This window comes from Eubacterium uniforme, assembly GCF_900167115.1.
In the GTDB taxonomy this organism is placed as follows: Bacteria; Bacillota; Clostridia; order Lachnospirales; family Lachnospiraceae; genus Eubacterium_S; species Eubacterium_S uniforme.
Map to the genome: position 1 here is coordinate 200,338 of NZ_FUXZ01000003.1, position 16,005 is coordinate 216,342.

The 16,005-nt window shown below is 31.9% G+C and carries 11 protein-coding genes; 1 reads left to right on the plus strand and 10 read right to left on the minus strand.

All coding sequences use genetic code 11. The features are described 5' to 3' along the window. Positions 1 to 20: 20 nt before the first annotated feature. The 7 genes from B5D16_RS02535 to B5D16_RS02565 form a co-directional block, all read right to left on the minus strand. Positions 21 to 965: a glycosyltransferase family 2 protein gene (locus B5D16_RS02535; RefSeq protein WP_078765397.1), complete on the minus strand. Its 945-nt coding sequence runs from the start codon at positions 963 to 965 to the stop codon at positions 21 to 23. Between the two features lie 91 nt (positions 966 to 1,056). Then, positions 1,057 to 2,592 (minus strand): GH39 family glycosyl hydrolase, encoded by a 1,536-nt coding sequence (locus B5D16_RS02540; protein WP_078765398.1) that lies wholly within the window; start codon positions 2,590 to 2,592, stop codon positions 1,057 to 1,059. A gap of 52 nt (positions 2,593 to 2,644) precedes the next feature. Continuing rightward, complete coding sequence (locus B5D16_RS02545; protein ID WP_078765399.1) at positions 2,645 to 4,879, minus strand: hypothetical protein; 2,235 nt, start codon at positions 4,877 to 4,879, stop codon at positions 2,645 to 2,647. A 195-nt stretch (positions 4,880 to 5,074) separates the two neighbouring features. Then, positions 5,075 to 8,884, minus strand: a complete 3,810-nt coding sequence (locus B5D16_RS02550; protein WP_078765400.1) for an endo-1,4-beta-xylanase — start codon at positions 8,882 to 8,884, stop codon at positions 5,075 to 5,077. A 198-nt stretch (positions 8,885 to 9,082) separates the two neighbouring features. Beyond that, the gene (locus tag B5D16_RS02555) at positions 9,083 to 9,646 is read right to left on the minus strand and encodes a transcription repressor NadR (RefSeq protein WP_078765401.1); all 564 of its coding nucleotides are present in this window, start codon (positions 9,644 to 9,646) and stop codon (positions 9,083 to 9,085) included. A 13-nt stretch (positions 9,647 to 9,659) separates the two neighbouring features. Next, positions 9,660 to 10,517, minus strand: coding sequence for a carboxylating nicotinate-nucleotide diphosphorylase (nadC, locus tag B5D16_RS02560; RefSeq protein WP_078765402.1), 858 nt, complete (start codon positions 10,515 to 10,517; stop codon positions 9,660 to 9,662). A gap of 10 nt (positions 10,518 to 10,527) precedes the next feature. Then, on the minus strand, positions 10,528 to 11,925 hold the full coding sequence (locus tag B5D16_RS02565) for an L-aspartate oxidase (protein ID WP_242942969.1): 1,398 nt from the start codon (positions 11,923 to 11,925) through the stop codon (positions 10,528 to 10,530). 283 nt (positions 11,926 to 12,208) lie between these two features. On the opposite strand from B5D16_RS02565, the gene nadA reads away from it, so the two are divergent. Further along, a complete protein-coding gene (nadA, locus tag B5D16_RS02570; RefSeq protein WP_078765403.1) occupies positions 12,209 to 13,123 on the plus strand; it encodes a quinolinate synthase NadA in 915 nt (304 codons plus the stop codon). A 62-nt stretch (positions 13,124 to 13,185) separates the two neighbouring features. Here the strand turns inward: nadA and B5D16_RS02575 are convergent, their stop codons facing one another. From B5D16_RS02575 to B5D16_RS02590, 3 genes are all read right to left on the minus strand, one after another. Continuing rightward, a complete protein-coding gene (locus tag B5D16_RS02575) occupies positions 13,186 to 13,467 on the minus strand; it encodes a helix-turn-helix domain-containing protein (RefSeq protein WP_078765404.1) in 282 nt (93 codons plus the stop codon). Positions 13,468 to 13,659: 192 nt separating this feature from the next. Further along, positions 13,660 to 14,781 (minus strand): hypothetical protein, encoded by a 1,122-nt coding sequence (locus tag B5D16_RS12340; protein ID WP_143405018.1) that lies wholly within the window; start codon positions 14,779 to 14,781, stop codon positions 13,660 to 13,662. A 160-nt stretch (positions 14,782 to 14,941) separates the two neighbouring features. Beyond that, positions 14,942 to 15,895: a cell wall hydrolase gene (locus B5D16_RS02590; RefSeq protein WP_078765407.1), complete on the minus strand. Its 954-nt coding sequence runs from the start codon at positions 15,893 to 15,895 to the stop codon at positions 14,942 to 14,944. Positions 15,896 to 16,005: the final 110 nt, after the last annotated feature.

The window sequence follows — 16,005 nt, forward strand, 5'->3', positions numbered from 1 at the left end:
GTTGATACTGCTTTTTTTAATTAATATAACATCTTAGCGTCTTCTACATTTGTTTCAGCTGCAATATAGTGTGGTCTGTTCTTTGTTTCCATATAAATCTTAGATATGTACTGACCAATAATACCCAAACAGAACAATTGCATTCCACCTATGAATACAATAATACATACTAAAGATGCCCAACCAGCAACAGGATCTCCAAATACAAGACGTCTAACAAATACAAATATCATCAAGATAAACGAAACAAATGTCATCATAATACCAAATAATGATGCAATACTAAGTGGAGCGTTAGAGAAATTAATTATACCATCAAGTGCATACTTAAATAATCCCCAGAAATTCCACTTTGTTGTACCTGCTACTCGCTCTATATTTTCAAATGGTAACCAGTATGTTCTAAAACCGATCCATCCAAAAATACCCTTTGAAAATCTATTATATTCACTCATCGAAACTATAGCATCAACCATTTCTCGCTTCATAAGTCTGAAATCTCTTGCACCGTCAACAACATCCGCATCCGAAATTTTATTTATTATTTTATAGAATTTTCTAGCGAAAAAACTTCTAATTGGCGGTTCGCCTTTTCTAGTTTCTCTTCTAGTTGCAACTGAATCATACTCTCCAGTTTTTAGGATTTTTACCATTTCAGGCAAAAGTGAAGGTGGATCTTGTAAGTCAGCATCCATTACTGCTACGTAATCTCCTTTTGCATTACAAAAACCAGCATACATTGCAGCTTCTTTTCCAAAGTTTCTTGAAAAAGAAATATATTTTACATGCTCATCCTTACCTGCTAATTCTTTTAATTTTGAAAGTGTGCCATCCTTAGAACCGTCATTAACAAATAATAACTCATATTCGACATCCATACCTGATAAAACCTTAGTAGCTTCATCATAAAAATATGGAAGAGCTTCCTGTTCGTTATAACAAGGAACAATCGCTGTTATTTTCATAATTATCCTCCATTCCTTTAAAACTGAAATCAACGCTCATCTTAATTTTGTGTCAGTTTTAAATATGTATTGTCTATCATAAAAGCCCTTTTTATTTATACTGCATAACCCTATTATAATCATATCCTGTATCAGAAATAACTGATACTTTCCTAAGTTCAAAGTAAACCATAGCATTTTCTTTAAGTTCAATATCAAAACTTACTTTGCCATCTACTGCACTTATAACCTTAGTAGAAACTTGTGGATAAGAAGCACTCTTAATAAGTTCAATATCTTCCTTCTTAAGAATTCTGTTTTCACCAAGATCATGCCATACCTTAAGTGGATTACATACTTCTTCATCTACTCTCTTAGTAAGAAGTACATAATTCCCATCTTTAACATTGATTTCATATGAATTAATAAAGTCATTTCCACTACGTTCAAGAGTCACGTTATAACACACACCCTTAACTGTGTTTTCATTATCTATAACTACAATACTTGTATCATCCTTCTGAATACATGTTTTGTAATTATCCTTTAAATATTTAAAGAATGCAAATGTCCAAAATGTAGGTTTTGGAATATTACCATATGTAACAAGGCCAAATCCACCGTGGAATAATGAATATGGTACACCCATTTCTTCAAAACAATCACCAAATGTCCAATATGAATATAGCTTATTATCATCACCAAGTTTTGATAACTGATTAGCTATATAAGCTGCATTCTGGTTTGTATCATGTAATGGACAGATTGGAATATATGATGTATTAAATTCTGTAATATGAATATCCTTTCCCTTAAATTCAGGAAAACTATCAATAATCTCTCTTGTTGAATGAAGTCCTGGAAAACCATCTTCCTCATTCATAGGATCCATAAGTTTTGCATATCCATAATGACCTGTATATTCAGGTAATTCTGTTGCGTAATGATGTCTTGTAATAACATCAGGTTCAAGGTTCTTTCCCTTACAAAATTCAAGAAATGCCTTAATCCACTTTCTATCTGAGCCACCACATACTGCAGGTCCACCTACCTTAAAGTCTTTATCAACTTCCTTAACTGCATTGAATGATACTTCAAATAATTTAAAGTATTCTTCCATGTCAGCATTCTCCCAGAAACCTGGTAAGTTAGGTTCATTCCATACTTCAACTGGCCAAGTTATAACTTCATCCCTGCCATATCTATCTATTAAATGTCTTAATGTAACCTGAATCAACTTCTTCCACGCATCATAATCCTTTGGAGGTGTTGTATTACCTTTCCAATAGAATATAGTTTGTTCTCCACTTGCCATCTTATATGGCATAAATCCAAGTTCAAGATAAGGCTTTAAATTAATCGAAAGGTAAAAATCAAAAACCAAATCAAGGTAAGTAAAATTATAATCAATTGTTACTTCACCACCGAATCTTGTCATATCTCTTTCCTGATAAATTGCCATATCATCACAGAAAAGTCCATGTCCTCTTATGTACTTGAATCCGATTTCTTTCTGGCAAAGCTTTAACTGATCCTGATACTCTTTAAAAAGAGCAAGACCCATACGTCCAGTTCCAATACAACTATCAACATAATTATTGAAACTGCAACTGTTGTCAAAACTTAATTTGATGTCATTCTTTTTCATTATTTTTCTCCTTTTAGTTTCTTTTTTCTTTTCTTTTTATATTACCTCATCTTTATCCTATCTTATCTTTTGCGTAATTATATAACGCACTTATGGCAAAGCATATTAAACCTGCTGCCAAAAATCCAACAGCCTTAGAAATAGCATCATCTATCGCTAAATCGACTAAAATCAACTTAAATACAAATATCATTGATAGCCATAATCCATATATTCTAAGACCCTTTTTATATATTTTAAATCCAAATATTATACATAGGCTAGCGAATAAAATACATGCAAGACTGATAACTATATCTGGTGCATTAAATGAACTTAAAATAACCATAAGTAAAACTGTATATTTAAATCCCACATATGCATGAACCCATCTACTTTCATACTCGTAAAACAACGAAACCGAATTAACTGAATATAATGTTAAAACAACTAATACATACATAATATGAACTAATGGATTATCATTGTATCTTAAAATATGAGTTAATCCACTAAACATTATTATTGCATTAATAGCAAATGCAGTATTTCTAAATCCAGTTTCATCCGAACCATCAATAAAACTCTTAGCATAGTCCGTCTTCATAGCAAATACACTTGCAACTGATACGATTATATATTTAATCAGTGATAAATATACTCTTGTAATATCTACCTTCTTGCCAAATATTTCAAATAAAACTGCAAAGAAGTATAAAAATTCTACATATAAAATTATTTTATAAATCTGTCGATATGTTTTTTTATACTTATACATAAAATATGGTACTGCGAAACATATTATAATAATAAATAATAAAGTTGTTCCTGGATAACTTCCCATATTTATACAATATGCAAAAGGTGACCAAACTGTAATCCATTGGAATGTCTTATCATCTCTCACAAATCCCTTATATGCATATAATAGAATACATAAAGATATAAGTGCTAAAGACCATAACTCATTTATAATACCAAGAGCTACTATACTCTCAACACACAATAAAACAACAACAACTGAATAAACCGATTTATGCTTATTATATCTGTACGTATAAATCATCAAAAGTCCTGTTATACAAATCGCAATAATCAAACATACAACTAAAACATCAATATCATTTGGCATTAATCCTAATATAAAAAGTATTAGTTCTACGCTATTTATACAAACAAATATGGAATTAATATTTACTAATTCATCTTTATTATTAATCATAATAAATGCGAGTAAAGCAACAATTCCTATAAGCAAAAGCAAATCAACTAATTGCTGTTTAGATTCAAACGCTTTTAAAAGTGCTAATTCAAATCCATTAAAATTAAAGAATAATATTATTGATCCTAAACTGGCTCCAATGTAATTCACTAAAACACTATACTTTATTGTCTTACCAGCGAAAAATAGTATTATTTGCCCTAATATAAACATTATAACCAAGGCATATATTATATTTCCATCAGTCAATTCATCAGATAATTCTATTATCCTATTAACGCCAACACTTATTGTTATAAATACTCCAATTTGACCTATAACAACAAATAATGTATTAGCATATCTCGATAGATACATAACCACAATGGCCCATAATAATACACCAACTAATAAAATGCCGTCAGTTATCATTTCAAAATGTATTCTTGTAACTAATAACGAAACAAATATACATCCAACGCCACATGCCATTATAGCCAATTTAAATCCATCTTTATTATTCTTCTTAACTCCAAAATATCCAAATGCTTCTAATCCAAAACTAAAAATAAACATTGAAGCAACCTTTATTTCATCTGTTAAATTTGGATAAAATACAGTTGAAAATATAATAATACTTATAAATATAAGAACTGATGCGATAACACTCATCATATTCTTTCCAAACCAATCTTCAAAATCCTTACTTTTTCCACTATTAACTACATTTATCGGATTTCCATATCCATAAACATTTTGATTTAAACCTGGATTTTGATTCAAATTTTGATTTTGGTTCAAACTTGGATTTTGATTTAAACTTAATGCTTGATTCATAGTTGGAGTTTGATTCGTAGTTAAGTTAACATTTTGATCGGGATTATTATTGTTAACATTATACTGTCCGCTGCTATATCTCGCTTGTCTATATGCAGGATTACTAACATTATTAATATCGTTAGCCTGCTCACTCTGTTCACGCATCAACTGTTCTTTTTTTATTTTCAGAATATTAATTTCCGATTTCAATGAATAAATCTGACTTTCCAAATTGCTAGCCATGAAATCTAATTGTTTGATTTTTTCTTCTAATTCCTTATTATCCATATTATCCTCTTATAACCTTTATACTCAATAAAGGTTTTAACGATTTAATACAATTTTAAGCTATATTTCACATCGTATCTAAAGACACACTCCCACTAATTTAGTATAACACGACTTCCTTTAGTTTTCTACTAAAACAACCAAAGTTATGCATAAAAAACTCACCGCCTATTTAGACGGTGAGTCCATTATCAACTATTTAATTTTACCTTTGAAACCACCCTTCTTAAGAGTCTTCTTATAAGCTTTCTTTAACTTCTTAGGAACGTAGAATTTACATTTCTTTGAAACGCCCTTAAATGCTTTCTTACCAACACTCTTAAGTTTCTTATTTGATTTCATCTTGAAGCTTCTTAACTTCTTATCGCCAGCAAATGCACTCTTACCAATAGTTCTAAGTTTCTTTGACTTAACGATAACTGTCTTAAGACTTGTACATTTAGCGAATGCCTTAGAGCCAATCTTCTTAACATTCTTACCAATAGTAACCTTTGTAAGCTTCTTATTAGCATAGAATGCTTTTGCCTTAATTTCTGTTACGTTATATTTAACACCATCAATTGTAACTGATGCTGAAACAGTAACAGCTTTTGCTTTCTTATTCTTTGAAGCTACAACAGCAACTTCACCTACAGTCTTACCATCTGTTGTACCAGCCTTAGTTACAACATAATTGAACTTCTTATCTTCAACCTTTGTTCCAACCTTAGGACCATCAACTGATTTTGTTTCAACTGTTGTCTTAGAATCAGTCTTCTTTTCATCAACTTTATTATCAGCTTTCTTAGCTTCACCAACAAGTTTAGCTGTACCAAATACTGATGGAGCTGACCAACCCATACCAGATTTGTCATACCAGCTTAATGTACCAATTCTCTTACCTGATTCATCAGCATCATTAACCTGAAGTTCAAGACCAATTAAGCTACCTTCAGCAGCCTTAATATCTGTCCACTTAAATGCAGCTTCAATGCTATATCCCTTACCATCCTTAGGAACTACAGCAAATGACTTAACATTATCAGCTACACACTTATCACCATTAAATGACTGTGTATTTTCATAGTTAATTCTATACTGCTTATCATCTTCTTCATAAGAATCTGATTTATGATTGTTTTCATCGATGAATACTTCAACAGAATCCTGCTGATAAGCATCATTACTATCCTTATTAAGAACAGGATCTACAACATCAGCTTTTACATAGAGATTATCTTCATCCCAAAGTAATTTAGCTTCAGCTGTAACATTTGCTCCTAAATTAATTGTAAGCGGAACTGAAACTGCATCTTTCCATGCATCATCAACTTCACCGTCAATCTTAACTGTACCCTTTGTAATTTCAGCAAATGGTCTGAAGTTTGCATTTGCATAGTACTGATCACTTTCTTCCTGTGTAAGTTTAACATCGTTAAATGCAACCTTGTCTTCGCCTACTGAAACTACAACATCAAGTTTAGCTTCACCTACTGCATAAGCACCATCAAGTGTAAGAACTGCTTCATAACCACCTTCAACTGCTTTCATATCTTTAGCAGCAACTTCAACTTTCTTTGTTTCACCATCAAAGTAATATAAAGTTACTTTATCAGTATCAGCAAGTTTACCCTTAACTAAAGCCTTAACTGTTAATTTCTTTGCATCCCAAATTGGTGAGAATTCACAAATTACTTTATCATTACCAAATGAATATGTATTAGCGTTATCGAATGAACCATCAGCACTTTCAACAACAAATACATTCTGAATGTATGGCTCTAACTTATCAGCATCAACAAATGCCCAATAAGCTGGTTTTGCCTGATAATTACTATCAAATAACAATGGACACTGTGCACCACCATTTGCTGCACCACCAACATTATTTGAATCATTTAACCATGAATATTTATCAACTGTACCCCATACAACAATACCAGATACATTGATTCCTTCTTCTTTATCAAGTTTTACTAATGTGTCATATAAATTCTTATAGAAATATGCCTGTTTTGTATATTCAGCAACTCTTGTAGCCTTTGTACCATCATATTCTGAACTTGCTTTTACATCAAGTTCTGTAAGCATAACTTCATCAACTACTGCACTATATGCTCTAACAGCTGCTTCTACCTGTCCCATTGTAGGGTTATCAATACCATAATGAGCCTGCATACCACATCCATCAATTCTAGCTCCTTTAGTTGCCTTTACGTCCTCTAACAACTTAACAATACCTTTAACCTTTGTAGCAACAGTTTCATTATAATCATTGTAATATAATTTAAGTGACTTAGGTGCATACTTATTAGCATAAACAAATGCATTAGTTATAAATGACTGATCTTTATAAATATTCCACCATCTAGAACCTTCAGCAGCATTTCTGTATGTACCTGAGTTATCACTAACTGCTTCATTAACAACATCCCATCCGTAGAAGAGATTTTCATACTTGCTACCAGGAGCTGTGAAATGTTCAAGCATAGTCTTAATATACCATTCCTGACGTCTATCCATTTCTTCTTTAGTTGCATCTTCAGCGTATGTACCATTTTCTTTATCTTCAGTAACACCATCTGAAGTCTTTAACTCAGGTGCACCCGTATTATCCTGGAATAATCCAGCATAATCTTTCTTAAAGAACCAACCTGGTGCCTGTGAATGCCATACTAAAACATGTCCTCTAACCTTAATCTGCTTATCTGGATTTTCCTCATTCCACTTAAGGAACATATCAAGTCTTTCTTCAGCATTTTTGTAATTTAATACAGGAACCTTCATAGCATTCTCGTCGCCTTCATCACATGCTTTAAATGTATTTTTATTAACATATGTGAATTCAACATCTTTTGAACTTGCGTTATTGTATCCTAACATACAATCAAGTTTAAGTTCATTACCTAATGTAACCGCATTAAAATGTTTAGTTGCAAGCTGCATAACCTTCTCATCTGCCGTTTCTGTACCTGTAACAGCGCAACCAACATAAGCATCTTCTCCAAGTCCTTCCTCTGTAGCAACTACACTTCTTAAATCTGGGATATCCATCTGTACTCCATAAGATGGAGCTAATGTAAATTCAACTTCACTATTCATTGCAAATGATCCATATGTCTTATTCTCAGCCTCTGGATCATCTGGTGTATCACCACTCATAACAATAAGATATTTTGCACTAGCATCATCAAATTCAATTGTTGGATTTCCATATGATACAGCAAGTCCATTGCCCCATCTTTCAGATTCATCTTCAAACTGTTCTTCTGTCATAACCTTATAGTTAAATGTGTTAGCATCACCCTTGATATCAATCTTAATTGGGGCCATACCATCTTCAAATATTGAAGAAAAATCAAAGAATACACTTTGATAACTATTTGTAAATGTTACTTCGTTATCCTCAATTTTAGCTCCACCATTAAGTGCTAAGTTAAGTTCACTTAATTTGTATGTAACTACTCTAGTGTCATTTGGAGCATCTGTTAAAGTAATAACTATAGTACCTACATTCTTTGATACGGCACCTTCTGCCATATTCATAAGTACTATTACTGAAAAATCAGTTCCTTCTTCAAAACTTAATGAATTTGAATAGTTAACTAGACAACCATTATCATCATCACCCTGTGTCTGCTGAACTTTAACAGCTACACTTTCAAGATCAGGAAATTCAATATTTGTTACTCTTTTAGGATCAATTCCTTCAGGTAATGAAAAATATACTTGTCCATACTGTGCACTAAAATCGATTTTTGCATTTCCCTTATCATCAAGCACTGGTACTTTGTTTTCGTCCACTTCGATTTCAGCGTTGTGTGTTCCTGCAACACCAAATTTGCCCAAGCTCAATTCATGTGTTCCGTTCTCATATTTAACTTCGGCTTCCTCGTTTCCTCCTTCCTCAGGATTTTGATTGTTTGTAACCTCCCCATCAGCATATACATTTGTATAAACTGTTGAAGGAAGCGCCATAGTAACTGCGCACATTACCGCTAGCGCCTTACTATACATCTTCTTCATGATATAAAAACCTCCTTCTTCATAAAGATAAATCCACTTTATCACAAAAATCTAACGAAATTTACCCGACAAATTGACTTTTATACCCGACAAATTGACTTAATTTTCGTTATTTTTCTGTCAAACTTTCACAAAAAAAAGACAGATTTCTCTGTCTTTTTCAGCATTTCTATATGTATTTATCACTATTTTTACAAACTATTTATTCTGTCTATTAGATAAATCCTTAGCAAATACTTCCGGCTCATATTCAAGCATCTTCGCTAAAAATCCCTTTTCCCATAATTTGTTCTCTATCTTATCTAAAACCTCAACTGATGGCGCAATAATAGTATGATAATGATAACCTCCTGTCATACTTGATAAAAGCATACCCTTACTTTCATCAACTCGCTCTAGGAACTCCTTAACATCTATTCTTGAACGTAAATTAAGTTCGGCTCTAATAAACCCGTATGCCTTATGACTAATAAACTCATCAACAATTACTGCACCATAATCTGTAAAGATACTAAGTTCTTCCTCACAAGCTTCCTTATCATGATGAACTTTAAAAATCCTCTGGCATACTTTTTCTGATGCTAATACGTACCCCTTTGTAGTTGAAGTTATGTCAAAACCCTTAGCTCTTAAGATTGCAATATCAGTTACAATAATCTGTCTGCTAACTGATAATCTTTTTGCCAAATCAGTTCCGGAGATAGATTCATAATTTTCATTTAAAATGTTAATTATCTGCTCCTGTCTTTCTATTGCATTCATGGCTTACCTCACATTATTCTACTGGATGAAGATTCTTCAATGATACATCAAGGATTGGTGCTGAATGTGTAAGTGCACCACTTGAAATGTAATCAACTCCCATCTCAACATATAAGTTTAAATTCTCCTTAGTTACATTACCTGAAATTTCAATTTCAGCTCTTCCATCTATATAAGCAATTGCTTCCTTTAACTGTTCTGGTTTCATATTATCAAGCATAATAATATCAGCACCTGCCTCAACTGCTTCCTTAACCATGTCAAAGTTTTCTACTTCAACTTCTATCTTTCTAACAAATGGAGCATATTCCTTTGCCATCTTAATAGCATTTGCTACAGATCCTGCAGCACCGATATGGTTATCCTTAAGCAATACTCCATCTGATAAATTATATCTATGGTTATTACCACCACCTACTTTAACTGAATATTTTTCAAATACTCTGTTATTAGGTGTTGTCTTTCTTGTATCAAGTAACTTAGTCTTTGTTCCTTCAAGTAAACTTGCAGTCTTATTTGTATAAGTAGCGATACCGCTCATTCTCTGTAAGTAATTAAGTGCTGTACGTTCACCACTTAAAATAACTCTCATGTCACCTGTAACTGTTGCAAGTATTTCTCCAACAGCTACTTTATCACCATCTTCTTTCTTTAAGTCAACTTCAATTTCATTATCAATCAAAGTAAAAACTCTCTTAAATACATCAAGCCCACATATGATACCATCTTCCTTACAGATAAGATCAGCTGTTCCCTTAACAGGTCCCTTAACAACGCTGTTAGTTGAAACATCTTCGCTTGTTATATCCTCCTTAATAGCAGATAATATTAATGGATCTACATTACATAAAAGTGTTGCTTTATCAAACATAATTTTCCTCCTAATAATTATATTTTCTGCTAATCTTACTTCTAACAAGCTTAGCATTTTCATCATTATCATATTTGTCAGCTTCATCTATGGCTCTTAAAACTTTCTCACCATAGATTCTTTCAAGTTTCTCACTATCTTCATATAAACTCAAGTCAGGTAGTGTAATTTCACTTCTTTGTTCCTTATAGCTTTCACTAATTTCCAAAGCAGCATTCTTAGCAAATACCATACTCTCAAGCAAAGAATTACTTGCAAGCCTGTTCTTACCATGAACACCGTTACATGCTGTTTCACCAACAGCGTATAATCTATCACAACTTGTTTTGCTATTATAATTAACTGCAATACCACCCATATAGTAGTGCTGAGCTGGAACAACAGGAATAGGTTCTTTAAATACATCATAACCTTTTTCCTTACAGTGTCTTACAATGTTAGGGAAGTGTGATTTAAGTTCCTCTTCGGGAATTGTACGTAAGTCTTCCCATACATGCTTAGTTCCATCTTTTTCCATCTGCTCTAATATTTTTGCAGTTAAAATATCTCTTGGTAATAACTCATCAACAAATCTTTCACCATTCTTATCAAGGAGCTTAGCCCCTTCTCCTCTTACAGATTCAGAAATCAAGAAGTTTCTATCTTCAACTTCTTCTGTAAAGAATGTTGTTGGATGAACCTGAATATAATTAATATCCTTTGTCTTTATATCGTGAATAAGAGCAAGAGCCACAGCATCACCAGTAAGATTTCTAAAATTAGTCGAATTAACATATAATCCACCAATCCCACCTGTTGCAAGAATAACATAATCAGCAAATACAACAGAAATCTTTCCATGATCTCTATTTACAAATTCTTCTTCTGTTGCTCTTTCAGAATTATCCTTTATAACAGCACCAAAGCACTCATTATCCTTTATTAAAAGATCAACCATCTTCTTATATTCTACTATTTCGATGTTAGGACGCTTCTTTGCTTCTTCCCAAAGTTTCTCAGTTATTTCCCTACCAGTTATATCTTTATAGAAAAGAATTCTAGGCTTACTATGTCCGCCCTCTCTCGTAAAGTCAAAAGAGCCATCTTCATTTCTTGTAAATCTTACTCCAAGACCAACTAACTCTTCAGCTAATTCTTTTGAATTCTTAATCATTAATTCAACTGACTTTTTATCATTTTCATAATGACCAGACTTTAAGGTATCTTCAAAATATGCATCATAATCACTTTCATCATCAAGCATACACATTCCACCCTGAGCTAGAAATGAATCACTTCTTTCAACATTTCTTTTTGTTATAACTGTAATTTTTTTATCCTTTGGAAGATGAAGTGCGCTAATAAGTCCTGCACATCCACTACCTATTATTAAAACATCAGTTTTAATAATGTCATTTTCATTATTCATAGGACACTCTCCCTTGTATAAATATCCATCAGTATATCACAAGTTTATACAGCTGACAAGACACCTGTCGTATATACTGTAAAGTTAGGTGAATATACACTAGCATTTGCTAATATTTTCAATATCTTTATGCACTTTTTAATGTTCTTTTGCATTGACAAGAATATATATCTACTATATTATTAAGTGAAAGCATTTGTTCCGTATTTAAATAATATATATGGAAGATGTTAAATATATTTTAGGAGGATTATGATGTAACTATACGTCATAAAATAAGAAAATGACAATTGCTGAAATGCAAGAAGAGATTCTTCGAATTAAAAAAGAAAAAAACATTTGTATATTAGCTCATGCCTATCAGGCAGATGAAATTTTAGAAATTGCTGATTATGTTGGTGATTCATATGGACTTGCACTTAACGCAAGAGACGATGATAAAAAGACCGTTCTTATGTGCGGTGTAAGATTTATGGCAGAAACAGTAAAAATCATATCACCTGAAAAGAAGGTTATATTACCTGCACCTGATGCCGGATGCCCAATGGCTGAACAGTTAGACATTGAATTATTAGAAGCACTTAAGGCAAAGTATCCAGATCATACAGTTGTTGCATATATTAACACAACAGCCGAACTTAAAACCATCTGTGATGTTTGCGTAACTTCATCTGCAGCACTTCGTATTGTAAAAAACATTGATAACGATAAGATTTTATTTATTCCAGATCCAAATCTTGGAAAATGGGTTGCAAAACAGCTTCCTGAAAAGGAATTCAAATTTGTAAATGGCGGATGCCCTACTCATTGTAGAATTATGAAAGACGAAGCTATCAAAGCTAAGAAGGCTCATCCAGATGCACTCTTACTTGTTCATCCTGAGTGCCAGCCGGAAGTTACAGAACTTTCTGATTACGCTGGAAGCACAACAGGCATTATGGATTACGCTAAGAATAGTGATAAGAAGGAATTTATCATAGGAACTGAAAATAGCATCGTAAGCCACTTACAGCATATGTGTCCTGATAAATTATTCTATCCACTTTCAAAGGATTGCGTTTGTCACAACATGAAACTTACAACCCTTGCTGATGTTTATAACGCTCTCTTAGGAAAAACTGGCGAAGAAATCACAATGGATGAAGATGTTAGAATCAAAGCTAAAAAATGTATTGATAAGATGTTAGAATTATCATAAATATAATTACAATAAAAAAGACTTTCATTTTGAGTTAACCTCAATTGAAAGTCTTTTTTATATTAATTGTTTTCCTTTTCCTGTTGTTCCTTCTTTAATGATTCGTAATAAGCTTTATAACGATAACATGTTCTTCTACTACTACTTGACTTAGCAACGATTTCAACCATTGGAAGTCCTTTTTCATAGAGCTTAACAAACTCATTATATGTCTTCTGCCAACTAGCACCTCTAGGTGGACGGCCTGCATTTTTCTTTTTACGCAAAATCTCTAACTCTTCATCTTTTGCTTTTATTACTTCATTCAATCTTTCTATTTCTTTTAATGCTTCTTCTAAATTCATAAATATCCTCCGTTTTATAAACTTATTAAACTTGCCCGCATCATACAATAAACCAATACAATAAATATAAATTTCCAATCAATAAACATATATAAAATTTATTGTCACAACCATTATACCACTCAATATTTATTTTGTCACTATTCTTTTTATACTAATATTCTATATTTATATTACATAAACTAGTTATATTTAATCATACTCATCCAAACCAATTAGCATAATAGGCTTACTTGCATATTCATTATATCCAAATACTGCATCGTAAAGCGTCTTCGATTCTCTCGATCCTTCATAATCATTATGTGCCTTATATCTATCTTTAGTTTTACTAATGCAAATTGTATGAACCATTTCGCTTATATCTCTTGCATTATTATATGACATCAAGATATATGATTTATATTCCTTTTCAAATCTTTCAAGATTCTTTTTGTTTATTCTTCTTCCCGTTAATTTTTCCACACCTAGTTTTATATTTCTATTTTTAGATATTTCTTTTGAATATTTGTCTCTAGAATTGTATATATCTTTATAATATCTATATATTGCCATTCCTGATGTTCCAAAATATCCCGATTTAACAATCCCTTTACTTTCGAATAATTCTAAATATGTAACAAAAGAGTCTATTGATAGCAAACCCTCAAATTTAAAAACATCCAAAGAAGCATTATACACTGCAATAACTTCGCACGAGTTTTCATTTGCTCTTAATTCCCTACCATCAATATATTTTTTACTCAATTTATCATTTTGCATTCCATATAATAAATCTTTTAAATCTGGTTGTCTTTCAATGTAAAATTTATCTTTATTATGTTTAAGCGTTTCATTTATTATTACTATAGCTTTTTCAATATCTTCACTAGAATATTTACTATCACCCTTAGAATCTTTACTAATATCATTATCGGCTTCATAATTACTTTTATCAGTTTTAATAAAGCCATTTTTCTCTTCTTTCTTTTTTCTCCATTTATTCGCTTCTTTTCTCTCTTTTTCCTCGATAAAAGATACGTAAACTTTCCATGCTTTATTAAATCTTTCTTTTTTTTCTTCCATTTCTTTGCTACTATCTTTTGCAACGATTTCTTCTGATTGCTGTATAACATTATTGGACTTGCCGAAATCCAATTCACTCCATTTTTTTTCATACATTCTTCTCCATATTTTCCTATTATTTAAACAATGCTCCTGCCTAATTTCTTCAGGCACTTTCCTTAATGCCATAAGATTTACGCACAGCAAATATACATTTGCTGGAATGATTTTTGGAATCAACTTGCAAAATACTTCAATTATTTTACCCATACTTCTCCTTCCGTTCCTACCATTAATATGATTATATCCTCATTTTTAAGGTATGTAAATATATGACATTATTTTGATAATCAAGAAAGCAAGCTTTCAGTTCTTTCCTCATCGTAAAAAAAGAGTCCTGGTATTCAGGACTCTAATAAACTATATTCAATTATTTAAACTGATGTGCACCAATCTGCAACTTCTTATTAGGTACATATCTTGAGAAGAATAAATAGCCTTTCATGCTCTTTTCCTTACCCTTGATTATAACACTTCTACTTCCGCTTAATACATCTTTAGCAGCCTTAACACAATCCTTAGGAATTGAACCATTATCATACATCTTATATGCTCTATCTAAGAAACCTGTATGAGCAGGTACAAACTGTCCTCTCTGATATACAACAGCCTTCATACTGCTTGGGTAAGCTGATGAAGCCATTCTATTCATCACGACGATACCTACAGCTTTTTTACCAGCATATGATTCTGTATTAGCCTCACAGAATATAATTGATGATAATAATCTAAGCTGTTCTTCTTTATATGACTCTTTTACTTCAATATTAACTTTAGCGATCACAGCGCCATCTTCTTTAACATTAATTATTGCGACGCCAACTTTATTAGCTTTAACAACTCCATTTTTAGAAACAGAAATAAGACCATTCTTTTTAAAGTTAAATTTAAGATTCTTCATCTTTTTAGATTTTAAGCATTTAACAGAATTAAGATTAATCTTCTGATTTACTCTAATAACTTTTTTAACTTTCTTAATATCAGTAACTTTATTAACTACTTTACCAACCTTAGTTGCTTTAGCCATCTTTATTGAGTCATCACCATTAACTTCTTTACTGTCTTCAGTTTTTCTTTCTACCACGTTTGAACTTCCAACAACTGTTTCTTCATCAGCCATCTTTGAAATTTCAAAATCATCAGCAAAAACCTTTGTTACATTACACTGTGCAACTAATGCACATGCTACCATACAAATACCAACTGTTTTAATACTTTCTCTTATCTTCTTCATAACTTCGCAATTAATACCCTTAATAATGAAATAATCATTACCGTAAGTAAGAATTGTTTTATAATTCCTTTCTTTTACCTTTACGTTCATCCCTCATGAATTTCATTCACCCGTAAAGTTATTACAAAATTGTTACATTTTTTCGCTATGTATACTATACCAAATATTTGAAAAATTTCAAGTTTTCAAGATGAAAAGTT